Genomic DNA, 26,160 nt, shown 5'->3' on the forward strand with positions numbered 1-26,160 from the left:
TCCGGGGAGGAGAGGGCTCCCCGGAGCCGGGCATTTAGGTCTATTTAGTCACTGTACCCCATGACTTCATCGGTTCCGCTCCCATCTCAATAGTCAGTGTACCCCCTTTTGCAATGTCGGCATGATCAATGAAACATTGGTTATATTCTTTGTCGTTGAGCCATGCGCGCTGGATGTAGATGTTCTTCTTTGAGTTGTTCTTTGCAACGATGCTGAATGTTTTGCCATCCTCCAGCCGGAAAGTTACTTTGTCAAAAGCCGGACTTGTCAGTTCGTATCGGGTTTCTCCCGGACAAATGGGGTGGATGCCGGCTGCTGCAAGTATATACCAGGCAGACATCTGACCGACGTCTTCGTTTCCTGCCAGTCCTTCAATGTCATTTCGATAGGCATTCTCACAGATACACCGGGTCCATTTCTGCGTCAGCCATGGGGCATTCAGCCGGTTGAACATAAAGGGAACCTGATGCACCGGTTCGTTGGAGTGGTTGTAATACTCATTCCACAGGAAGTGCTTGGGTGTTTTCTCAAAGAAGTCTTCCAGATCGTTCAACACCTTCTCTTCGCCACCCATGAGTGCTACCATTCCGTCGATGTCATGAGGTACAAACCATCCCTGTTGGTAGGGGTTCGATTCGATGGAGCCGTGCCATTCCGTCAATCGGCCGTTGGCGGGCCACTCTTCCCAGGCACCGGATTTGCGTTTGGGGCGAAACCACATTTTGTCTTCCGAGTCGAAGATGTTCTTATAGTACAATGACTTACGGGTATATTTCTCGGCGTCGTCCGTTTTGCCCAATGCTTTGGCAAGCTGTGCCACACACCAGTCTGTGTATGCATATTCCAGTGTCTCCGAGATAGAATATCCCTTCTCTACGGGTGTGTATCCTAACTCTTCTTTGTTCCCGATCAACTCGGAAGTACGTACGGCTGCCCGGTAGGCTTTCTCAATGTCATACTTCCGGATGTTCTTGGCATAAGCATCTGCCAGAACTGAGATGGCCGGGTTGCCCACCATACATCCGCTATAGGCATTGAAGAACTCCCATCTTTCCAAATATCCTTTTCCGCTCTCTTCGGCAAGCGTCACCAACGAATTTATCTCGTCATTCACCAACGTGGGGTTGATGATGGTTTGCAGGGGGAACTGGCTTCTGAACACGTCCCAGCCGCTGAAGATGGTTCGCTTCGTGAAATCGGCCGTCTGATGAATCTGATGGTCGCCGCCCGGATACCGTCCGTCTACGTCTGTCATGTTGCGCGGATCGATCATGGTGTGATACAGGGCAGTGTAGAATGCGACTTTCTCATCATGGGTGCCTCCTTCCATTAAGATTTTCGAAAGTTCCTTGTTCCACAACTCTTTGGCCTGTTTCTTCATCCCGTCGAACGTTTGTCCCTGCAACTCTGCTTTGAAGTTCTTTTCAGCGCCCTCCAAGTCGGAGAAGGAGATACCTGCTTTCAGGGTGACCTCTTCCTGATCGGTGGTGGGGAATTCTGCAAAGAAACCTACGTGTTTGCCTTCCAGTGACTTCTTGCCTCTGATAATACTCGATTGGGCGATGCGAGCCTGATAATTGTCGCTCAACACATTTTCGCGTTTGCGTTCCCAATCATCCGGAATGTCGGCACTCCAGAAACCGTAATTGTCCAAAGGTTTGCTGAACTCTGCATAGAAAAATACCGTATAGTCGGGGTTGCCATATCCGTCTCCCCAACCACCTCCTTCGGGTGTACACTTCATCCAACCGCGGATCGTGTTGTCATTGACCACTTCCACGTACTGCGTGGTAGAGGTTCCGCCAACGCGTCTTGCCAGATCGATCTGGATGCGCGACAAGTCGCTGGCAGGGTAGGTAAATTTCAGCGCACCTCCGTGCGGAGAGGCAGTTGCCTCCGTTAGGATGTCATACTTCGTTAAGCGTGCGGTGTAGTATCCGGCAGAAGCGGCTTCCGATGCTTTGTCGTACTCCGAGCGGTATCCCTCCTTCTCCGGATCGCTCTCTTTGCCGGCAACCACCTGAAGTTCGCCGGTAGTGGGCATCACCAGGAAGTTTCCTAAGTCGCCATACCAGCCAATGCCGCTCATTTGGGTGAAAGCGAATCCCTCGATAGTCTTATGCTGATAGCCATATCCCGATCCGTAGTCGCCTCCGGTGATGGTGTTGGGACTTACCTGGGTCATTCCAAACGGAGTCGCTGCTCCGGGAAAGGTTTTCCCCATGCTGTTGAAAGATTGTTCCGTATCGGCTTTGACACTGGTGCCAATGAAAGGATTGACGTAGGATGACAGGTCTTCCGCACCGTCCGTACGGCTTTGGCAGGCGCTCATGCCTGCCAACAATACCAGTGAAAAAGCTGAATGAATGAATTTTCTATTCATAAAAGATAATATTATTGAAAAAGAATGAGCAAAACTCACCACAGAGTAGCACAGAGTTCCACAGAGTACTATTTATCCGATGAAACGCGGATTAACACAGATAAACACAGATTAAAAGACTGTATTTCTTTATCTTATATTTGTTTCCCTTTGCGAAAATCTGCGTTTCAATAAAGATTTAAACTCTGTGGAACTCCGTGTTACTCTGTGGTGAAATACCGATCCCGATATAAAAAACGAATTCTTAATTAATGAATCGTTACTTTCACCGTAGATGCTTCGTTATTGCCATAGGATAGGCGAACAATATAGACGCCTTGTTCCAAAACAGCAGAAGATTGTTGGGCAGCCGTAGCGCATACACCGGCTGACATCATCAAGCCGTTGGCAGACAAGATGGTATACTCTACCGGTTCTTGCCCGTTGTTCTTGATGGTAATCTGTCGTTGAGCGTTGGCATAGGCTTCTACCCCGTCAAAGGCAATTGAGTGGATGCCTGTGATAATATCTTCGCTGATGCTGGCAAACTGACTTCCCAGGTCCGCCTGGTCTACTGCCTGCACGCCGAAAGTATACTTTCCGCTTGCCAGTCCGTTCAGTTCAAAACGGTTGGTCTGGATCAATGGAATCAGGTTCCGGACTTTCAATACTCCGGTTTGAACATCTGTCGGTGCATAGGCATATACAGTGTTGTCGGCATTGTTTTTTACGTACACATTGTAGCGAAGTGCCTCTTGCGGCGTATGGTCGTCTGTTGCTTTGCTCCATGTCAGGATCACTTTGCCGTCCACCGACTCCACTTTCAGATTGGTTGGAGCTGCAGGCGCTGCGTTTGCCTGAATATGACTCTTGCTCAGATCATTGAAAGCATACGCGTTTTTCCAGTCATTCTGCCAGCCGAAAGAAGCTACATCCAATGTACCGTCTCCGTTGATGTCCACCAGGTTGATGGCTCCGCATCTTTCTGTTATTTCCGACGGAACACCGCCCAAGGCAAATGTATTGTCTCCGTAATTATAGAAAACACGGGTTACAATGCCTTCTCCGGTCACAATCAAATCCATGAAACCATCGTTGTTGATGTCTCCTGCCGTAGCCTGAACACATTTACCGTTGATAAGGCCGGCACCCTTGACTTTGATAAAATTACCGCTTTTATCGTTCAGGTACAGAGTGGCGCTTGTTTCGTTCACTTCCACAATATCTGAATAACCGTCGCCGTTGACGTCTACCAACGCTGCATCAGAGAATGGCTTCGGAACAAATCCGTCCATGGCTACCTGCTTGAAAGTACCGTCTTGATTGTTGATGTAAAGGTAACCTACATCTTCGGCTGAAGGCAGAAACGCGCGTCCCTGGTTGTAAATGTCGAGATAACCGTCGCCGTTGACATCACCTACGTGCACGGAACCCTGTGTGATGTGTCTGAACTCTCCTCCGTCAACCACCGTCGTCTGGCGTACAAATCCTTTTCCTTCCATGTTTTTGTAGAGGGTAGTGGCAGAAGTTCCGGTAGCTTTGTTATACGGTACATCGCTGGAAACAAGAAGGTCCGTCCAACCGTCATTGTCGTAATCAAAAGCAATCAGTCCGCGTCCGCTGTGTTCGTCTTTCAAGAAATAGTGTTTTAGGAATCCGGCAGCGAGTGTTGTGTTTTTTACATAGGCATACTGATTCTCCGCACCCGTATTTTCAAGAATGAGAGGCAGGCTGGTTCCGCTCGAACCTTTTCCCATCACCACGATATCCAGGTCGTTGTCATTGTCGTAGTCTATAAAGATAGCTTTCGACCGGGACATTGCTGCCAAGGCGGCATTGTCGCTCTGAACTCTTTTGAACTTCCCGTCTTGAGTCTGCTCATAGAGTGCCAGCGTGCCGGAATCTCTACCTCCTGTGATGAGCATGTCTACTCGTCCGTCGTTGTTGAAGTCACCCCAAATGGCATCTCCCGACTCTAAATAGTGGGGGAACGTACCACCTACTGTCCAAACTACCTCTTCCACCTTCAACGCGGGGTATTTAACGGTAAGGAATTCGCTGGCAACGTCTGCCTGGTCAACAGACTGTACACCGAACGTGTATTTACCATCCGGCAGGTTCCATTCAAATGAGTTCTGATTGATCAGGGTTGTGATGGCTCCTCCTGTCTTCAGCTTGCCGGTAGTGAAATCTGCCGGAGAATAGAAGTATACAATGCCGCTGTTCTCATCTTTGGCATAGACGTTATAACGAATGGCATTGCTCGGAGTGATGGCATCTGCCGCAGGTTCCCAAGCCAGTGTAAACTTTCCATCGGTATAGGTTACGGTCAGGCCAGCCGGAACTCGGGGAGCAATGTTTGCCGGGAGGGTGTTTTGAGACAGGTCATTCAGCACATAAGCACTTGTAAAGCCGTCACCATAACCAAAGTTAGAGAGATCTAAGGTCCGGTCGCCGTTGATGTCTACCAAGTTTAAGTTACCTGAGCGGGCAGTCACCTCTTTGGGCACATCCACGCCTTTGAACGTGTTGTTGCCGTTGTTGTAGTAGATCTTGGTCATGATGTTGAAACCGGAAACCACCAGGTCTGTCCGTCCGTCATTGTTCACATCGCCGGCGGTAATGCTTGTGGCTCCGCTTTTCGTCAAACCGGTCACCGTTTCATCGTATTTGGTGAACGTATTGTCCTGGTTGTTGATAAACAGATTGGCAGCGTTGCTGTTTATTTCGACAAAGTCATCGTATCCGTCTCCGTTGATGTCAGCAAAGACCGTCTCTGCTGCCTGTGAAGCAGTAAAGAGCTGAGAAAGTGCTTCCGAACGGGAGAAAGTACCGTTCTTCTGATTCAGATACAGGTCTGCGTAGAAATCACCGTTCCATCCCTGAACGAAGACATCGGCATATCCGTCATGATTTGCATCGCCCACGTGGACCGATCCTCCACTCACTGCCCGGAAGTCATTACCGTCCACCACATTGGGCATCCGTTCAAATTTCCCCTGGTTGTTACGGAAAAGAGCGGTTACGCTGCTCCCATCGGTTGTTACTCCTGTCAGGATCAGATCCTGCCAGCCGTCGTTATTGTAGTCGAATACTTGCAGGAAGCGTCCCGGGCGATCATTATCACCAGCATTGCCGGAGGTGACGCCCATCAGCTCTGCACTGCGTTCCGTATCTTCCGAGAAGGTGTATTCGGGTGCACCGTTGTTCCGGTATACATGCGTTACGATTTTCCGGTTACCGGAAACCTCGTTGGTTCTTCCGGAGATGATCAGATCGAGATTGCCGTCGTTGTCATAATCAATAGCAGCGGCAGAAGCCCAGTTCAAGGCGGGCAGGGTAGTGGCTTGCAGGGTAAAACCAGCACCACCGTCATTCATATACAGCCCGATGTTACCACCGCCTTGTCCGGCGATGTAGAAGGCATCTTTATAACCGTCATTGTTGAAGTCTCCCCAGATGAATCGTCCGTCGATCACCCAATCGGCAGGAAAACTGCCACCTGACTTCCAGACAGCTTCTTTCAGAACCTGTGGAGTGGGGTTCTTGGGATAGATCTTGAATAGCTTCACATCTCTTGTGGGTATACTTTCAGTCCAGTTACCGGTCTTTATCGATTCCTTATTACCCCACAATTCGCGAACGACGTATTCCGTACCCTGCTCTAAGCCCAGGCGATCGAAATCCATCGCCCGGTTGATCATTGTGCCATAATTAAATGTAGCCACATACATGGTGTCTGCCACAGTGGCATAGAAGCTACGGGCAGCATCCTGGTTTCCTCCGGCCGGAGCAGAATCCACCGGACGGAAAGCTTTGCACTGACTTGCAATTCTTATGATCTCGGGGTTAGTGAGGAGTTTCTTTGCACGTGCTTTGGCGGTGATTACAGCGGCATTGGAATTGTCGCTGAAGTCATCTCCCAATATAAAGATACCCGTAAGGATGGAGGAGGTGATGCGCGAACGGTTTTCGGCTTCCGAATAACCCTTGATCACTACATGGTCAGCATCGTTATACTGATAAACGTGGTCGAGCCACCAGCCGTAGCTCAAGCAGTTCAACACGTATTTAGTGTTGTTAATATCGCCCCATGCGTCACAACTGATGCGACGGCTCTGTGCATACTGGGCAGGGAAAATGGGTGCAATGGACAGATTGACGTAGATTCTTCCGGCGGCATATTTGTATATCTCCTGCATGCCTTTGTTGTAAGCCTGTATACCGGTGTGTACGCTCTTATCGTAATAACTGTCTGCTTCTACCGCACCATGAGACATAAAGTCGATCTTTACATAGCTAAACCCTTTGGCTATATGGCTTTCAATGGCGTTCTTTATGCCAGAAAGTACTGAAGGGTGGGTGGGGTCGAGTGCATAAGCACCGTCGAAGCGGATGTATTCTCCATTGGCTTTCAGGCAAACATCATATGGATCGTCTCCCCAGGAAACGAACGTATTCATGTATCCTCCCACCTTTTGTCCTCTCGCTTTGCATTCGCTGATGAAAGCTTCCATCTTTCCTTCGTCGTCCAGCTTTCCGCCGCCGGCATCCAGTCCGATATACACATCATTCGCTCCGTTGGAGAACTCTTTCAGTTCATTCTTGATGAAAGCGGCCGTCTCAGATGCATTCTGATAGTTTACATCTCCTTGCAGCACTCCCCAGCTGTTCCAGCCGAAAGGTTTGTTACCGTCCCAGACGGCTTTGGGAGCAACAATAGCGTTTACATCCCCAAAGGTTTCCATACCTTGGCGCCAATCGGCAAAGTAACCGATGAATACTTTAGGCGATTTGATGATCTTACCTCTCAGCTTTCCGTGAGGGGTAGGGGTATTGGTCTTGTTATTATTGAACCCTTTGTCCGTGTACTTGTCTCCGCTGTTTTTATAATACGTGTCACGGGTAAATTCGGAGGTTATTCCGCCGTATACTTCCAGATTGGTAACCTCGTTGCTGTTCCTTGTATATGCCACCACCCCTGTCTTCCAGTCGGTGTGCTCTACCGAGCCGAGAATCAGTCCCTGCCGCGTGTCGTCATTGTAGAGTCCGCCCACTTCATAGCTCGTAGAAGACTCAGCTGTCTCTTCGGAGTTGAAGTTATAGGAGCCGAAGCGTACAAAACCATCGTTGTCAAAAGGAACAAACAAGGCTCTGTTTTTATTGGCAGGCAGGAAGCTGACTTCAGTCGTGCTTCGTACGGGTGCCATATAATTGGATGCTAATTCCTGATCGGATGCGATACTGAACTCTGTCAGTATATAGTCATTGTATAAGTAATAATCCTGAGTGACCGTAATACCATCGGTTGTGTTGGCCGTAACGGTTACTCTTTTCCCTGTGCCGAATGGGTCGGCTATCTCTGCCGTCTGAATCGCATATCCACTCAGTTGGTCTTGGAAATACTCTTTATCTCCGTTTTTGAATGCACAACTACTCTCATTGACTACGAGCGTGTTATTGTGGTATACATTTACTTTGGCATTGTTTTCGTTGATGTCGATTCGCCATTTCCCTACCGTTACATCTGCGGCGCAAACCGGATGAGTTGGGAAACAGAGAAATGACAGACAGCAAACAGCTGTTAATAAGAATTTGGTTCTCATGCTATTGGGGTTTTATTGAATTCTGATTAGTTTCACATCTTTTCCCGGAATGGTAATGGCTTTACTCAAGTCAATCTCTGCTCCACTCCAAAGTTCTTTGGCGTTAAGAGTCTCTGAAGGATTGAGACCTATTCTTTCGAGCGGTACATTCACGCTCATTTCTTCTTCTCCGTAATTGAACACTACATAGTAAAGTGTGTTATTATCCTGTCTTATGAATTGATTCTCGGAATTAGTTCCAATGCCCTCTATCGGACGGAAGGATACACCGTTGGCAATGAGATTGACGTCTTCGTTCGTCAGATATTTAGTTGCACGTTCCTTACCTTCTTTTGAGCCGCCTTCGCTAAAGTCGTCACCTGCAATGTAGAGTCCGGTGATGACTGCTGAGGTGATTCTTGCACGATTTTCTCCCTCGGTGGCATCCTTCAACACCACGTGGTCGGCATCATTATATTGGTAAACACGGTCAATCCACCATCCGTACGAAACGGCATTCATGGTATATTCCGTATCTTTTATCTTGTTCCAGGCATCGCAGGCAATACGTCTTGACTGGGCATACTGAGCTGGGAATATCGGTGAGATGGAAAGGTTGATATACATATCACCAAAGTACTTGTTCAGTAAAGCCATTCCGTAGTTATAGCCCTGTATACCTGTCTGTATTTCGGGGTTATACCAATGATCTGCTTCCATAGCTCCATGCGTCATGAAGTCCATCTTTACATATTCAAAACCACAACGGCGGAAGAGTTCGGATGTTTTCTTCATTTGTGCTTCTATTGCCGGATGGGTAGGGTCTACGGCATAAGCGCCGTCCAGTTCCTGTGGCTTGCCGTTTGCATACAAGTATACATCTTTATATTTGTATGCAGGTGCATCATGCAGTACGTTTTCAGCCTGTCGGCCCCAGTCAGTGAAAGGAGTCCAGTATACACCGGCAATCTGTCCGTTTGCTTTGCAACGGTTAACAAAAGCGGTCAGTTCTTGCTCTGAGAAACTGTTCCAACCGGAATCCAGCCCGATATATACGGTATTGTCTGCATTGCAGAAGTGGTTGTTTTGAAGATTGTTCTTAAAGAAGTCCGAAACTTCCAATGCTTTGGGGTAAGTAAGCCCGAACTGCAATACTCCCCAGCTGTTCCAACCGCAGGGTACTGCTTTGTCCCATGCTTTGGGAGATGCTATCAGAGCATTGGCATCGGCATACTCTTCCAGTCCTGTGCGCCAATCGTCAAAAAGTCCGAATAAAACTAACGGTGATTTAATGCTTTTACCCTTTAGGGCACCGTGTGGCTTGGAGTCGCGTGTCAATTCGTCGGCAGCACCTCCATAGCAGATCAATGATTTTAAATTGTTGGCGTCTCCGGATTGCATTTCGATGGCTGTTTTCCAGTTGTCGTGCTCTATAGAACCTACAACGAAGCCTTTTCTACTCTCATTATTGAAAACAGCTGTGACTTCGTAACTGGTTAGCTTATCAAAGGTGAGTGGATGCGACTGGTAGCGTACCCATTTGTCGTTATCGAAAGGAATGAACAGAGCTCTATTGGTTCCCTTATCCAATAGCTGCGGCATTTCATCTATGTTAATTGGGGCCATAAGGTTTGATTCCACTTCGGCTGATTCGCCGTTCAGTGTGAACTCCGTCAGGAAGTAGTTTTTACCGGGGATGGGGTAAAATTGTTGTTCCAGTTGTGGCAGATCTTTTCCGGTGTAAGTGATCTTGACTACCGGTATTTGCCCGAAAGCATTTTCCACTTTCTCTGTGGTCATCCGGACTTTGGTGTAATCTTTAGACGTAATTGTATCGCCATCGTACAGGAAGGAGGCGTACAAGCCGTTCAGGGAATAGTTGTCGCCAGCTTTAATATCAATGGTATTACTTTGCTTGTTGTATTCAAAAGTCCACTGATCCAGATTGATTTTCGTGTTGCTGCAAGAAGACAGGCAACCAACCACGAGAAAGTTTAGAAAGAGATATTTAATAAAGCTTTTCATGTTGTGAAGATTGTTTTATTGCGAGACTGTTGTAATCAGCCTCTTGTTTATACTAATTGAAAATTGACTATTGATAGCTCTTCCTCTTGAAAGGAAGATATTCATAATTGAGTTATTCGATTGCTGTCAGTACGAATTGTTCACCGGGATCTGTTTTGATTCGCAGTTTACTGCCCGACAATATCTCTTTTTTGTCTTTTCGTGACAATGATACTTTCTTTCCATCCCATGGGTTACAAATGACGCACATATTACCTTTTTCGCTGGTTATATTTATTTGGGTTACTTCTTTATTTTTCAAAGTAGCGTCGATCAGGAAAGCCCCTCTGGCACGTAAGGAAGTGAAGGCAGCATCTTTTTTCCAGTCCCAGTTGGGGAATAAAACAATCTCTCCGTTATAACTTTGCATCAGGCATTCATTGATTACCACCGGCAAGGCGAAATTTTCAAACCAGATGCCCATGTTTCCCATGTAAAAGTAATCGGTCTGGTCATTATAACGTCCTCCTATCTGCAATACAGCATCTGTTACCGTCTGATTCGGCAGTGTGGCATAGTTTACTTGGCGCTTGAATTTCTCTAAGTCCAGCAATCCCATGCGGGCTGCTTGTAGATTTACGAAAACAATGTCATTGCCGCCCTCATTTTGGTGGGCACGGTATGTGTTTTCTAAGCGGCGTTTTATATCTTCCGGAGCATTCATGCCATATTCTTCGCCGGGGAATACATGAGTCATATTAGCTGGGACATTATATACGATCTGGTCCGTTTCTCCCGGGACTGATACATATATTTCTCCATCTTCGGGTGATTGATAAGTGGGGTAGGCAGGCATACCGGACAAGATTTTATTTACTTGTCCGGCTAAATTCTTTTCTTGTTTCCCGATCTTTAATATCTGAATCGCTTCCAGATAGGCTTTGAATATGAATTTACTAAGAGCGATGTCTATTTGCGTGTCATAGTTGAATTTAAAATCCGGTTGTAACCCGTACAACTCAGGAGGGATCGAAGGAAAGATGTGATATTTGTGATCTCCCCATTGTTCTCCTTTGGCATCCGGACGGCTCATGTAGTCTACCAGGAACATGACAGCATCTTTCATGGGGATGAATGCTTTTTCCTTTAGAAAATCAGTATCGCCTGAGTAAAGATAGTGCCACCACAGGCCTTGTACCATCCATGGAGTCTCAAACACTTCCCATCCCCAATCAGGTACGGGATAGGGGTGCATAGTCATATCTACCGGGTAGGCGGAGTGTGGGAAAAAAGCTCCGCGCATGTTATAATACTCTTTTGCCCATGCACGACTTACGGGTAGCAGATGATGCACTAAGTCTACATAGGGTATGTTTTTGTCCAGATGATTACTGGAGTAGGTTACCCAAAACGGTTGTTGGGTGTTGTAATTTAAGTGATAATCGCCATGCCATGCAGTCCCTATATTACCATAGCTCCAATTGGCAAAGATGCCCGGACATGTGACACCGGCCTTGACTGAGCAATTGAGGAAATAGAGGTTTCTGTACCATATTTTTTCCAGATCGTTATCTGCCAGCGATACACCGGAGCACTTCCAGTATTCACTCCATTTCTGCATGCTGGCTTTTTCGGCAGCAATATAGCTGTTGGCAGTAATCTTTTCTTTTGGCAATGTGAATAGTGAAGTATCTTCTGCAAGTCCTTCTTTTAAAGATACCATTGCATAAAAAGGAGTTTCAGAAGTGTCCAGATAACGCTCCATGTCCGCCAGATCTTCTTTTATGCCTAATGTTGTTGTACGTTGTCCTTTTAGTAAGGACACGTTAGTGGTGAGATCCAAAGCAAAAGCTTTGTCTTTGGCGTGCCCTTTCTGTATATCATACAAATGTGGTTCAAGATAGGGCAAACGCTGGAAATAACCGAGAGACTTTTCTTGTTCCCGAATTTGGTAATGGGGGATGTCATTGGGAGTAGACGGATCGGCTATGAGGCGGATGCGATTAAAACAAGAGGGTATGGGATTTCCTTGATCGTCTGTTAATGACAACCATACCTGATCTTTATTCATGTCGGTGAATATCCTTAGTGCTATCTTTTTGTCGTCTTTCAGTAACTGGACGGTACACAATCCGTTGGCAATATCGAGTGTGTGTCCTAATAATTCCACTTCACGCCGGTCAAATCCCAATAATAGTGTGCCACAAGGGAAAGGGCGTGGATAGGGCTTTTGGTAGTTCTCAGCTGTCAGTTTCAGATATTCCGAGAATTCGCTACTGTGATAAATAGAGGGTAAGCCGGTGAGAGTTGTTTGGGCTTTGGTGAAAATTTCGTCGAAAGTACCTATCTTCTCTTTGTTGTTTTCGGCAATGCGTATGTCCCAGACGTTATTATGACCGAAGTGCAGACAAATGGCATCGGGACGGGTTGTTACTACCACTCCCAAGGCACCGTTTCCTAACAAAGCTCCTTCAAAGAAACCGGGAACGGGTTTGTCTGCAATAATAGGATGCTTAGCAGCTATTTTCTGTGAGTCGATGGCATGTGTAGAGATGCTTATTAAAGATAAAATGCCGACTATCAGATAGTGTGTCTTTCTCATAATAATAGGTTTTAGAAACTGAAAAAAGGAACTGTCCCCAATATAGCTGAAATGAAACAGTTCCTTTTCTTATAATAATATCCTGAAAAATCTATTTTACCTTATTTACCTACTTTATAGGTGCGTCCTCCGGTTGTGATCAGATAGATACCGTTTGAAGAAACTGGAATCACGTTGTTTGCTTTATCTTTTGCTACTACTCTTCCAAGCATATCGGTTACTTCAACATCGAGGTCACTGTCTGCTCTTACGATAAAGCCTTCTTTAACTGTTTCGATGCGAACGTTGTTGGCTACTTCGTTCTGAGCAATACCGGTATCTTTACCAAGTAATTGAGTTGTGAAAGTACTTGCACCTTGTGCCTGATCGATGGCCTGTACGCCAACGGTGTAGCTATAACCTTCGGAAGCATCTACTTTCACAGAATATGATTTCAATACGCTGCGTACACCTGTCTGATAGTCAGTAATCACTTTCAAACGTCCTGTTTCCGGATTGGCTGGGATAATCATTGAAATCTTTCCGGTATTGTTGTTTTTTACATAAACATTGTAGAACAACGCCTCTGCAGGAGTTACATCATCGGTAGCGTCGTCCCAAGTTACAGTCAACATACCCTTTTCGATTTTGGCGACAACATTGGTAGGAGCAGTAGGAGCTTGGTTCACGAAGTCGGATGTGTTTTTGAACATAGCAACTTCATTTGAAGCATTACCATCCACTCCGAATGCATCTAATTTACCGTCATTAGAGAAATCGGCAATAACAAGTCCACCCTGACGTTCGCCAGCGTTAAATACTTCTTTTACGCCTCCATAGTTGTATGTATTATTGTCACCTTGATAGATGATACCACTAAAATACCCTAAACTATTTGAATATCCCATAAGTGCGGCATCAAGTTTTCCGTCATGATTCATATCTGCAAAAGTACCAGTAGGTACTGCTCTTACCTGTACGAAACCTGAAGTTTCCATATCTACCGGGGTAAAGACAAGGTCACCTTCATTCATGTAGATTGTTCCTCCGCCGGGAGTTGGTGCACCATCACCCAACAAAATAAGATCCATTAGGCCGTCTCCATTCAAGTCTTCTACAAAAAGAGTGATATCATAACCTCCCTGAAAAGTATCATTATCAAACGGTGTCACATCCAAGAATGCAGTACCTTCTTCTATATTCTGATAGATTCGGATTTCTTTTCCGGACTCTCTAATGCTACCATCTTCATTGTCAGCATATCCGGTACAAAAGATATCCAGCCAACCGTCGTTGTCAATGTCTACAAAAGCAACGTCACCATGACTCATCGGTTTAAAATTACCATCCAAACCCTCTTCTCCGAAGGTTTCTGCTATTTTTTGTATAGTGAAAGTTCCGTCGCCACCATTGTTCTTGTAAAGTTCAACGAAGCGTCTTTTAAGGCGTTCCGGATCGTAGTTTGGATTTTCCGGGTCGTTACTCTGATCTTTGTTTTCACATCCCATGAGCAAAACGTCAACAAAGCCGTCTCTGTCATAATCGCCTATAGAGATACCTGTAAGATAATCTTCATTATGTGCTTGGTTGAGTCCGTGATTTTCTACTAATTTAAATTTGTAGCCGTTTTCCGGTCCCTGATTCTCAAGAAGCATTAAATATTCGGATTCATTGGTTAGGAAGTTGTGTTCTCCTTTTCCTCTTATAATAAGGTCCAGATTTCCGTCATTATTGAAATCAAGGAAACGGAAGAAGGACTTTGTACTTATCGGCAGATTGATAAGGTCTTCAACCGGAGTTCCCGGAGCGTCAGGATTATCCTCTGTTCCTGCTTCGTGTTTGGATTTTGCTGAAATAGTAAAATTGTCATTCCCGTCATTCTTTATTACAATGGCTGCACAAAACCATCCTCCGACATCAAACTTACCGCCTTCAACGTAATCTTTATGACTTTGTCCACCCATGATGATATCCATAAAATCATCATTGTTAAAGTCGCCTACGGCAGGGACGGTACGGTGAGTAAAAGGTAACATAGGATTATCTCCGTTACTGGACATTATTTTATCGAATGTTACTTGTGCTGATGCTCCGCAGGTCATTAATAGTGATAGAGCGACCGCACTTTTCTTTAAAGAGAAAATGTTCTTCATAATCTTTAATTTTAATTTTTGGTTAATAGTTCAAAAACTGATGCACAAATGTAGCGTAATAGTTCATTTAGACTGTCACTAAATGTATCGATAACTATAATAAATGTAGAAATTTTCGGCGTTTGAATATATTGTAGCCCGTTTTCTACATTTGTGTTATTAGGTGAGAGTTTTGTTGTATTCTGCCTTGTATTTGAAAAGTTAAATCTTCATGTAGGATATCAATAAAATGATTTTAGAGTAATGTTTCAATGGGTATGGAATATGAAATTAGCTAATATAGATATCTCTGTACGATCTATAGAGCCTGTATGTAGGGCACGCTTTGGCAGCATGCAGAGTATGCCTTAGCTTCATGTCGCTGATGTGAAATTTTATATTGGTGATTTTTTTTGTAGTGCTGAATCGTACTGCTGACAATAGCTATATGATAGGAATTATATTCAGCATAATCTCAGAATTGTAGTTATTTCAGAAAATAAAATGACGCAAAAGGAGAGGTGAAGCAGAATTTGGTGTGTTGAAAATATGATACAGATTCATGATTGTTTAATATTCTGTAAATCAATATGTTATAGTATCCGTTTTTTTCCTCTACGAGAAACGGGGCGATTCTCTACGACAATCGAGGCGTTTCTCGTAGAGGATCGAGACAATCTTCGTAGAGAAATGAAATAAAAGTCTGTAAGATTGACAATAGGTGTAAAAGATAAATAAAATAGTTTGAGTTTGTTGTAAGGAAAAAAGGAAATAGGGGTAAAGACATAAAGCAGCTTGTTCTATTATCAAAAATAAGCCTGATATAGATATTCGTTAAATACAATTTACTTTGTTTTTAAAGGCTAATATAAAACGGTAAATGAGTCACAACAGATAAGTTATATCCACTGTGGCTCATTCACCGTTTTATAACAAACTATACCTTTCTATTTAGCTTTTTCCTGCTTTGCTACTTTTTGCAAACTCTTTGGGGGTCATACCAAATTGTTGAAAGAACATCTTACCGAAATAAGACGGAGAGTTAATTCCTACCATAAAGCAAACTTCTGCTATTTGATATTCACCTTCCTGTATCAGTTCTGCAGCCTTTTTCAGTCTGATTAGTTTGATAAACTCAATAGGGGAGAGTGAGGTTATCTGTTTTACTTTTCGATGGAGCCCTGAACGGCTCATATACAGGTTGTCAGCAAGATATTTCACATTTAGTTCCGGATTAGCAAGATCATGATTGATTATCTCAATAATTTTGTTTAGGAACTTCTCATCATTTTTACTCACTTTCATCTTCTGTACCGGGAAGAACGGTTTGTTCAGGAATGCTTTTTTTTCTTTTTCCCGGTTTTTAAGCAACATATTAATATGCTTATACAGATAGTTGAAAGCCGTAGGTTTTTCGATATATGCATCTGCACCTATCTCAAGACTTTTCATTTTACTATCCATATCCGTTTTGGCAGTAAGCAGAACAAAAGGTATCTGAGCAAGGTCTTCGTTTGATTTTACGTTCTGACACAGTTCCAGACCATCCATTTCGGGCATCATCAAATCACTCAGAATGATGTTAATGTACTTCTCGTTTAAGACTTTCAGTGCTTCAACCCCATTTGTTGCAATGTAGACATTGAAATATTTTTCCAAGCGTTCTGATAGATAGCTTCGAACCTCCGGTTCATCTTCAACTATCAGTATGCTGTTTTCTTTTATTTTCGGTTCTTCTTCTCCCAATTCTTCGTCTTCTTCAGTGTCGGAAATAACAGTTGGAGGAATATTCTGTTCGATGAAAGTTGTAGATTCATTATCCTCTTCCTGCTCCTTTTCCTCTGTATGTTGTCCGTCTGCATTGACGCTGATTGGAATAGATAAAATAAACGTGGTCAGGGAGGCAGTGGTATCAAGTATTAATTCGGCATTATTGAGTTTTGCCAGATTACTGGCAAGAGACAATCCTATTCCACTTCCGGGGATATTGGATACCTTTGTCGTACGGTAAAATGGTTCAAATATCTTTTTACTCAGATTGTCCGGAATAGGAGTACCGTCATTGATAACACGTATATGAGCGATATTATCATCTGTAGCATACAAGTCTACCTGAATTGTTTTGTTTGAGTATTTTAGTGCATTATTCATCAGATTGCTGATAATTTTAATGACTGATTCCTGATCTATGTTGGCTATCAATACATTATCAGTAATGTGAAGTGTAAGTTGTTTCTCTTTTTGCTCAAATGTGAGTTGGAACCGGTTTATGGTTTTGGTTACCAGATTGTTGAGATTGGTATTTGTGGGATTTAATATAAATTTGCGTTCATCTATTTTACGGAAATCGAGTAGCTGATTGATCAGATCGAGCAGACGTTTCACATTCTGTTCCATGATGCGCATATTTTTTCTGATAGCTGGCGGATCTATTTCCTCCTCTTCCAATATGGCCTCGAGCGGGCCATTGATTAGAATAAGAGGGGTTCGTATTTCATGTGCGATATCAGTAAAGAATTCTATTTTAGCATTATATATATCTTTTTCGCGTTGGTTGTCTGCCAGAATCTGTTTTTGGGCATACCGTTTTTTCTGTGTACGGTCATACAGATAAATAAAGGTAATAACCCCTATTAGAAAGAAGAGGATATAACAGTAGGTGGCTATTGTACTTTGCCACCAGGGGGCTTTGATAAATATTTTGATAGATGTTTCATTGTCCCCCCATTCACCCAGGCTATTGGTAGCCCTGACACGGAAAGAATAATCGCCTGGGCTAAGATTGGTATATGATACACTGCGGTTATCATTTGTGATAGTCCAGTCCTTATCGAAGTTCTCCAGTTTATAGGAATATTTATAATTACTTGATGAGGAATAACTGAGTGAAGCAAATTCAAAACCAATACTGTTCTGGTCGTGATTCAGATGGACTTCGTCTGTGTAAATGATACTGTTGGTAAGGGGAGAGCCTTTTTCGTTTACTTTTAATTCTTCGTTAAATATCAGTAACTTAGTAATATAAAGTGGAGCTGTGACGTGAGGGCGTTTAATATTGTTTGGATTTACGGCCATTAATCCGTTGATGGATCCGAAATATAATTTTCCGGACCGGGTTCTGATTCCCGATTTATAATTGAATTGATTGTTATTAATGCCATCTTTTTCGGTAAATACCTGGATTGCTTCCGTCTCGGGATTAAAACGCACCATGCCATGATTGGTACCAAACCATAGTAGGCCTTCATTATCTTCTATTATTTTGTAGGCAACGTCATCGGGTAATCCTTCGTTTTTGGAGTAAGACTTGAAACTATTTGTCTCTTTCATATATTTACATATGCCTCCACGGTCTGTTGAAAACCAAAGATTTCCTTTTCTATCTTCGGTAACGCTACTCACTGAGTTAGAACTTATGGTATTGGGATCTTCCTGCCTGTAAATATAATGCTCAACTATTTTATCTGTTGCTCTTAACTTAAACACTCCATTTCCCATCGTACAAACCCATATATTGCCTCTTGAATCTTCATATATGTCAAAAATGAAGTTGTATCCGAATTCATTGTGGCGTTCAAATTTCAGGTTATTCTTATCACTGGAGTAAACTCCCCATCCATTTCCTAACCAGATTGTTCCTTTTCTGTCCTGATATAATGCCCAGATACTTGATTCGTCGATACCCAATTGTTCGGGGCTGAGATGTTTTCGGGTTTTAGTTTTCAGATTGTGAATATCTATTCCGTTTTTGAATAGACCTACCCATATCTCGTCCTGATTCTCTATAATAGCCTGAGGAATAAACTGAGTACCTCCTGTCGGAGTGATTCTTTCAAAAGATTGCTTTTTAGGGTCAAAGACCGATATGCCGTTGTCTTCGGTACATACCCATATCTTTCCATTCTGATCTTCTTTCAGATCGCGTATAATTCTTCCGTCGATAGAATTTTTTTGTTGGCTGGGGAGATACCTGTCTATTGTCAGTGTTTGAGAAGGAATGTAATTTACTCCTCCGAATACAGTCCCGATCCATATTCCATTCTCATTATCCTGATACATAGCGTAAATTTTGTTGTCGGTCAGACTATTACCTATCATCGGATCACTACGGATTAATTCTATTTTGCCGGCATCTTCATCTATTATATAGATACCCTGTTCCGTACCTACCCATAATTCATTGTTGAATACCTTGACATCTCTGATAATTTTGTGGTGAACGTCGGCGGCATTAACTACAAAAAAAGTGTTATTGTTGTAATCGTATTTTTTTAATTCTCCCTCATGTACACCTAATATAATATAATCACCGTATTCGCAGGTACTGTATATCATGTCATTTTTGATGGATATACCATTCCTGTCTACGATATGTTGCTCGAATTTATCGGTTTTAGTATTGTAATGATACAATCCGTCTTTATTGGTGCCTACCCATATTTCACCGGATTTCAGGATTGTAATACACTGTGGGTGTTTAGAAGCCTGATTGCTTGCAATAATAAAAGGATAGTGTGACAGGCTATTGGCATCAATGTCAAATCTGAACACACCCTGATTAGGTATTATTATCCATATCCTTTGTTCTTTGTCTTCCGCTATCTGAGCTACCCAATCGGATATACCTATTCCGCTTTCTGTAGTGATGTTGAAATGTCTGAACTTTTCGGACAGGGGGTTATAGATATATATACCACGGTCTGTACCTACCCATATATTCTTGTTCTTATCTTCAAACAGGGCGGAGATGTTATTGTTACCGATACCTCTCTTTTCATCATAGCAATTGTATATTCTCACTTTCTTTCCATCAAAACGATTTAGGCCGTTTTTCGTTCCGAACCACATAAAACCTTTATCATCCTGAATGATTGTTTTAACATTGTTTTGAGACAGATTTTGAGCCGAAGTTACGTAGTAATTTTTGGCCAGCGTCTGACAATATACGTTCAGAAAGAGAATGTTGCAGATGAATAGTAATGAAATACGTATTTTATTCATTATATATGATTTAAGTTAACTCGATGTGTTAAGATATATTATATATTGATTATTAGTGTATTAGTTGGGCGTATACTGACGCGAAGCCTCAGGCATTAGTGTTTTTGAAGATAACGATTGGTAAACTTCCCTTGTAGAGGCTAATCCTAAAGGATGTTGCAAATATCGTGATTTATTTGACAGGTTGTATCTGTTTTCCGGTGAAAATTATGAATTTGCTTTGTTGGTAGTTATTTACTTTTGTAAACCCAATAATGAAATGTATAAATCAATATTACAAATGTATACAATTTAGGTGTAAATGTCCATTTTACCCCTAAAAAGGTGGGTGAGTGTACATTTCTTATAGTATATGGCGGCTTTTTGTTCTATTGGAGTTTTATTTCTTCCTACTTTTGTTCTGTGAAATTAATCTAATAATAATTTGTTTATATGAAAAATGCAACTTAGTAAGCCAACTTCTGTGAAGTCCATTTATGGATTCAGTATTTCGATATCCTTAGTTTATAATTGATAAACGTTTAATACTATAAAAGAAATGCATAACAAATTTAATCGAAAGCGATTCATAGCTTTATCGCTTTTTTGTGTGAGCTTATGTTATTTATGCCTTGTGTCGTGTAAAGACGACTATTATTATGATGAGAAAGAACCCGATTTCTTAAGAGGCAATATCTACGATTATTTGAATGAAAGTGGCGAATTCACTTATTTTGTTCGTCTGATCAATGACCTTAATTATAAGGATGTATTGCAAAAGACCGGAAGTAAAACTCTTTTCCCGGCAAAGGATGAAGCATTCAAGCGCTTTTTTGAAACAAACACGCAAGGCATTAGAAGTTACGAGATGCTTTCGATGCCGATGAAAAGAATGATCATGAACTCGAGCATGATCAATATGGCATATCTATCGGGTATGTTTTCCAACCTGACCGTGTCAGGTGAAGGGCCTGCGACAGGGCAGACTTTCCGAAAATTCAATGCAAGTACCTATCTTGACAGTATCGCATTTATTAAAGATCAGGGATTATTTGAGAACTCTTATTGGAATCGTTTCTCAGAGAAAGGAGGGATTTATCTGGTGGATGACGAAAGTTCGTCACCCTTGGTTTATTTTACACCGGAGCACATGATGGTACAGGGAGTGACCAAGGAAGATTTCTCTATATTGAATAATGGTAGAAACTATGAAGATGGAGATGTCTATGTAAATGGGGTAAAAATAATAGAGAAGGACATTATTTGTAAGAACGGGTATATACATGTTATGGAAGATGTGATACTTCCGGCAAAAAACATGTCGCAGTTGATTCGGGATAACGGTGAAACGAATCTGTTCAATCAATTACTAAACAAATTTAGTGCACCTTATTATGAAGAAAATGTTAATAAAGCGGTGCATAATTTTTATGACGGTTTTAGCAATGCCGTTCTTCCGAATGCAGATTCTATTTTTGTAAAACGTTATTTTACAGTAGAAAACCGACTGGATCCAGCAGAAAAGTGGATGGAAAGTTATGGCTTGTTGTACTATGATCCAAGTAATAATGTGTATAGTAGCGAAATGGATATGGGCGCTATGTTTGTACCCACGGACAAGGCTATGAATGAGTATATCAATAGTGATAAAGGGCGTTATTTGAAAGAGGCTTATGGAAGTTGGGAGGATATTCCGACTCCGATTCTTGCCCTGTTTCTGAAGAATCATCAAAAGAAGTCATTTATGAGTTCGTTGCCTCACGCATGGCCGAAGCTAACCGATGAATCGAGCTTTAAAATGGATATCTCTATTGATAATGTAAAAAAAACTTATCTGGGTTGTAACGGGGTAATTTACATATCCGATAAGGTGTTTCCACCGATTGATTATCAATGTGTATACGGACCTACTTTGACAAGTGACCACACGCAGATCATGAATTGGGCGATACAGGATGGAACTATGCGTTTCTTCTTATATCTGCGTTCCATCGAAAATATGTATAATCTGATTGTACCTACGGACGAGGCCTTACAAAACTACCGTGATCCGGTTGCTTGGGCAAAGGGAGTAAGCTATCGTGAAATATGGTCATTTAGATATGTACCTGCTGATAACATGGTGTTTGCCGATGTGTATAAAGCAGATGCAGCAGGAAATAAAACGGGAGCTATTTTGCGGACAGTAAAGAATCAAAATAGTATCATCAATCGTTTGAATGATATTCTTGATATGCACATCGTAGTGGGTAATAAGGATCAGAATGTAATGTCGGGTTATATTGATGACGGAAAGACGAATTATGCACTTACCAAAGGTGGCACTATGCTGAAGATCAGTGGAGAAGGGAAAAACTTACAGATACAGGGTGGCGGAGATATAGAAGTGAATGTAAAGCCTGCTTCGATTGTTATCAATGAAGTGACCGGAATGCCCAGCCGTTATGATTCTGATAACGGACGTACTTATTTTGTAGACCGTGTTTTGCAAGATCCTGTTAAATCAGTATATAACGTATTGGGTGAGCACAATGAGTATAAAGCATTTTTTGACCTTTTGCAAGGGGATGACCGTGTATTCAATTATTTTAAGTCTGATAAGGACATTGTTCCGATTTTCGATATGAAGAAGACCTCCGGAAGTATAGGTTTGGGATATGTAGTGAATTCGTTCAATAATTTCCGTTATACTGTTTTTGTCCCAACCAAAGAAGCGTTGGAGAAAGCATTCAGAGAAGACCCTAACTTATTTGACTGGGATGAAATTTATGCTGAGGAAGATCATGACGAAAAGAAGAAAAAAACAATCTACCTATTGAATTTTCTCAAATATCACTTAATGGATAATCTGGCTTTTGTAGATGATAAGGCTCCTATGGTAAATATGAACTTTGAAACGGCTGCACGTAATCCGAGTGGTAAATTTCATAAGTTGACATTGAATACCCAAGGTGGCAGTTTAGAGATTAAGTGCCAGGCTACCACTTCAGACGGACAACCGTTGAAGGCTAAAGTGATAACAACTACTGAAGGAGTATACAATCTGATGGCTCGTGATTATATTGTCAATATTCCCAGTCTGTCTGGTGAGGAAACTTCAATCCTTGCTTCTTCACGTTCTGTTATTCATTTAATTGATACGGCATTAAGGTTTGAATAGTCAAAAAAACAATACTACTAAATTATGAATATTGATAATATAAAAAGCATATTGCTGGTTGTCTTTTCTTGCTTGTCAATGACTGTGGCATCACAATCTCAACAGCTGGTGATAACAGGAAATGTCTCTTCCGACCTGGAAGGGGAGATTATTGGTGCACACGTAACGGAGGTAGATGCCAACGGACGTATTGTAAATGCTACGATAACGGATTTTAGTGGAAACTTTTCACTTTCTATAAAGAGTGTGAACAACAAACTTAAGGTCAGTTTTGTGGGATACGATCCTGTCGAAGTTTCTATTAAGGATAAGCGCAGGTTTAATATAAAGATGAAGGAAAACGCAGTGCTTGATGAAGTTGTGGTAACAGCGAAAGCAATGCATTCGGACGGAACGCTGGCAATACCTAAACGAGAGGTATCGGGTGCGATGCAACATATCAGTATGCGTGATCTTGAAGATATGTCAGTAGCTTCTATTGATGACGCATTACAGGGACGTATTGCGGGATTTGATATATTGGGAAACTCCGGTGACTTGGGCTCCGGTTCGTCCATGCGTATTCGTGGTACTACTTCAATCAACTCAAAATCCGAACCATTAATCGTATTAAATGATATACCTTTCGAAAATAATGTGGATGACTCTTTTGACTATACATCGGCAGATCAGGAGCAATTTGCGAATTTGTTGAATATCAATCCGGATGACATCGAAGAGATTACTGTTTTGAAAGACGGTGCTTCTGCTGCTATCTGGGGGTCAAAGGGAGCTAATGGTGTAATTCTGATTAAAACGAAGAAGGGGGTTAAAGGTCCTACCCGGGTTCAGTATTCTTATCGTTTTTCCGGAGCTCAACAACCCCGGGGATTAAAAATGCTTAATGGAGACGACTATACAATGTTAATGAAACAGGCCTATTTTAATCCTTTTCAGGACGAGTATGCAGCAAATATTCCCGAATTTAACTACGATCCAACTTTTGCCGAATACCAGAATTTTAATAATAATACGGATTGGGTGAAAGCTATTACTCAATATGGATTCACACATGACCATTATGCAACCGTTTCCGGTGGTGGAGACAAAGCCACCTTCCGTGCATCTCTTGGATATTATTCCCAATCGGGAACTGTGATTAAGCAAAATCTGGAACGTTTCACGAATAGAATGTATCTGGAATATCAGGTTTCGGATCGTATAAAGTTTATTTCAGACTTTTCAATGACATACACTGATAATCATAAGAATTATGCTAATGATGTGGGTGATGGAGACAATAAGGAAAATTTGCTTAGTATGGCTTATCGTAAAATGCCTAACGTATCCATTTTCCAGCAAGATGCGAATGGAAATAATACAGATATCTATTATAATATACCACAATCGTCCTCTTTGGATAATTCTCAGAAGGATTTGATGAATCCGGTGGCGTTGGCAAATCTGGCATTCAACAATCAAAAGAATCTTTATATTGTACCTACTCTGCGTTTACAGTATGACATTATCAATCCGGAAAAAGCTCAATTGCGTTATAATGGATATGTATCTTTCAATATTGAGAATACGAAAGAGTCAAAGTTCCTCCCCAAAGAAGTAACGTCCAAATCATGGAATGATGAGACCGTGAATCGTGCTTATATGAAGGAGTCTGAAGGATTGTCTATTCAGAGTGAGCAGAAAATAACATGGATTCCTCGTTGGGGAGATAATCACTCTTTGTTGGTATCGGCTGTGTGGCAGATGAATTCCGGAAACTCACAGTATCAGGAATTTGAGAAATACGGATTACCTTCTAACTCTATAACAGATGCAACTTCCGTAGGTTTTGACAAAGCTTTTAATAGTGGAGCCGGACAATGGCGTTCGTTAGCAATAATGGGTAGAGCGCACTATACGTTTATGAACCGTTATACAATTGATGCAACGTTCCGTCGGGATGGTAGCACAAAGTTTGGTTCTAATAATCGCTGGGGAGATTTTCCGGCCGTATCGTTGAAATGGAACATGGCCGACGAATCATTTATGAAACCTCTGAGAGCTGTTATTGACGAATTAGGTATTCGTGGTGGTTGGGGTATTACCGGTAATCAGCCGGATAAAGAGTACCTGCACTTCAGTCGTTATAATAGTAGCTGGGGAGGTGGGAACAACAACTATATAAATATACCTACAGTGAAACCGTCATCTATTGAATTGTCGGACCTTAAATGGGAAAAGGTAACCTCTTATAATCTGGGAATTGACTTGCACCTGTTTAATTCTAAGTTGGTATTCGATGGAAACATTTATAAGCGTAAGACGGAAGACCTGTTATTTAAGGATCTGGGTATACCAAGTTCTTCCGGATTCGGTTCACTGTCTTATGTCAATATCGGTGTGATGGACAACACGGGTTGGGAGTTGAGTATCTATACCAATAATCTGATTAAAACCAGAGATTGGAAGGTGGATTTTAATGTTAACTTCTCTAATAACAAAAATAAGATTGTAGAATTGTCACCGGCTGTGCTGAATGCATACAATAAAGATTTCAACTACGATAATGGTTCTTATTTGACACGTTTACAAGAAGGAAACTCGTTTGGTTCCATCTATGGATTCCGCTATAAAGGAGTTTATCAGTATGACAAGTATGAAGAGGGACGTGGCGGAACTGCTCCTGTGGTGAAAGATGCCAATGGAAATGTGGTAAAAGATGCGAATGGAAAACCACTTCCTATGTATTTTGACTATTTCAACTTAGGTAATAAGAGATACCAGTTCCGTGGCGGCGATGCTATTTATGAAGATATAAATCATGATGGAACCATTGATGAATTGGATATTGTTTATTTAGGAAACTCTAATCCGAAGTTAACCGGAGGTTTCGGTACGAATATCACCTTTAAGAATTTCTCTATCAGCGCATTTTTCAATTTCCGTTACGGAAACAAAATCGTGAACTATGCACGTATGGATGCGGAAAATATGCATTCTAATAATAACCAGTCCATTGCTGTAAACTGGCGCTGGCGTAAAGATGGTGATGTGACAGAAATGCCTCGTGCATTGTATAACTACGGTTATAACTACTTGGGGAGTGACCGTTTTGTAGAGGATGGTTCTTTCCTTCGATTTAAAACGTTGACCTTTAAGTATAATTTCAGTCCGAAATCATTAAGGCGCGTATTCGTCAACCAATTGTCTTTCTATCTGACTTTGAACAATTTGGTGACATTTACTAAATATACGGGTGTAGATCCGGAGGTAGGTATTGAGAGTTTTGGTCTTTGTGCGGACAGGAGCAAAACGCCTCGTTCTCAATATTTCACTTTTGGTGTTACTGTCGGATTTTAATAACAGGAGTTCAATTT

At 42.2% G+C, this 26,160-nt stretch carries 8 protein-coding genes; 2 read left to right on the plus strand and 6 right to left on the minus strand.

What is annotated here, in order from left to right:
- Window positions 1–40: 40 nt before the first annotated feature.
- The 6 genes from HCG69_RS07640 to HCG69_RS07665 all read right to left on the minus strand — a co-directional run bounded on the left by HCG69_RS07640 (window position 41) and on the right by HCG69_RS07665 (window position 19,665).
- Window positions 41–2,383, minus strand: a complete 2,343-nt coding sequence (locus HCG69_RS07640) for a GH92 family glycosyl hydrolase (RefSeq protein WP_221649555.1) — start codon at window positions 2,381–2,383, stop codon at window positions 41–43.
- Window positions 2,384–2,631: 248 nt separating this feature from the next.
- Window positions 2,632–7,968 (minus strand): FG-GAP-like repeat-containing protein, encoded by a 5,337-nt coding sequence (locus HCG69_RS07645; protein ID WP_221649556.1) that lies wholly within the window; start codon window positions 7,966–7,968, stop codon window positions 2,632–2,634.
- 12 nt (window positions 7,969–7,980) lie between these two features.
- The gene (locus tag HCG69_RS07650; RefSeq protein ID WP_221649557.1) at window positions 7,981–9,972 is read right to left on the minus strand and encodes an alpha-galactosidase; all 1,992 of its coding nucleotides are present in this window, start codon (window positions 9,970–9,972) and stop codon (window positions 7,981–7,983) included.
- A gap of 112 nt (window positions 9,973–10,084) precedes the next feature.
- Window positions 10,085–12,553, minus strand: a complete 2,469-nt coding sequence (locus HCG69_RS07655) for a glycoside hydrolase N-terminal domain-containing protein (protein WP_255585527.1) — start codon at window positions 12,551–12,553, stop codon at window positions 10,085–10,087.
- A gap of 101 nt (window positions 12,554–12,654) precedes the next feature.
- A complete protein-coding gene (locus HCG69_RS07660) occupies window positions 12,655–14,685 on the minus strand; it encodes a VCBS repeat-containing protein (RefSeq protein ID WP_221649558.1) in 2,031 nt (676 codons plus the stop codon).
- Between the two features lie 930 nt (window positions 14,686–15,615).
- Window positions 15,616–19,665, minus strand: coding sequence for a hybrid sensor histidine kinase/response regulator transcription factor (locus HCG69_RS07665; RefSeq protein ID WP_221649559.1), 4,050 nt, complete (start codon window positions 19,663–19,665; stop codon window positions 15,616–15,618).
- Between the two features lie 538 nt (window positions 19,666–20,203).
- Between HCG69_RS07665 and HCG69_RS07670 the strand changes: the two genes are divergently transcribed.
- On the plus strand, window positions 20,204–22,804 hold the full coding sequence (locus tag HCG69_RS07670) for a fasciclin domain-containing protein (protein WP_221649560.1): 2,601 nt from the start codon (window positions 20,204–20,206) through the stop codon (window positions 22,802–22,804).
- 24 nt (window positions 22,805–22,828) lie between these two features.
- Window positions 22,829–26,143 carry a TonB-dependent receptor gene (locus HCG69_RS07675; protein WP_221649561.1) on the plus strand — a complete coding sequence of 1,105 codons (3,315 nt, stop codon included), beginning with the start codon at window positions 22,829–22,831 and terminating at the stop codon, window positions 26,141–26,143.
- The last annotated feature ends 17 nt before the right edge of the window (window positions 26,144–26,160 follow it).

This window comes from Bacteroides sp. K03, assembly GCF_019734355.1.
GTDB lineage: Bacteria > Bacteroidota > Bacteroidia > Bacteroidales > Bacteroidaceae > Bacteroides > Bacteroides nordii.

Bases quoted from the DNA above. Each gene is read 5' to 3' on its own strand.
- HCG69_RS07655 (WP_255585527.1), bottom strand. From the start codon at position 12,553: ATGAGAAAGACACACTATCTGATAGTCGGCATTTTATCTTTAATAAGC.
- HCG69_RS07650 (WP_221649557.1), bottom strand. From the start codon at position 9,972: ATGAAAAGCTTTATTAAATATCTCTTTCTAAACTTTCTCGTGGTTGGT.
- HCG69_RS07670 (WP_221649560.1), top strand. From the start codon at position 20,204: ATGCATAACAAATTTAATCGAAAGCGATTCATAGCTTTATCGCTTTTT.
- HCG69_RS07640 (WP_221649555.1), bottom strand. From the start codon at position 2,383: ATGAATAGAAAATTCATTCATTCAGCTTTTTCACTGGTATTGTTGGCA.
- HCG69_RS07645 (WP_221649556.1), bottom strand. From the start codon at position 7,968: ATGAGAACCAAATTCTTATTAACAGCTGTTTGCTGTCTGTCATTTCTC.
- HCG69_RS07660 (WP_221649558.1), bottom strand. From the start codon at position 14,685: ATGAAGAACATTTTCTCTTTAAAGAAAAGTGCGGTCGCTCTATCACTA.
- HCG69_RS07665 (WP_221649559.1), bottom strand. From the start codon at position 19,665: ATGAATAAAATACGTATTTCATTACTATTCATCTGCAACATTCTCTTT.
- HCG69_RS07675 (WP_221649561.1), top strand. From the start codon at position 22,829: ATGAATATTGATAATATAAAAAGCATATTGCTGGTTGTCTTTTCTTGC.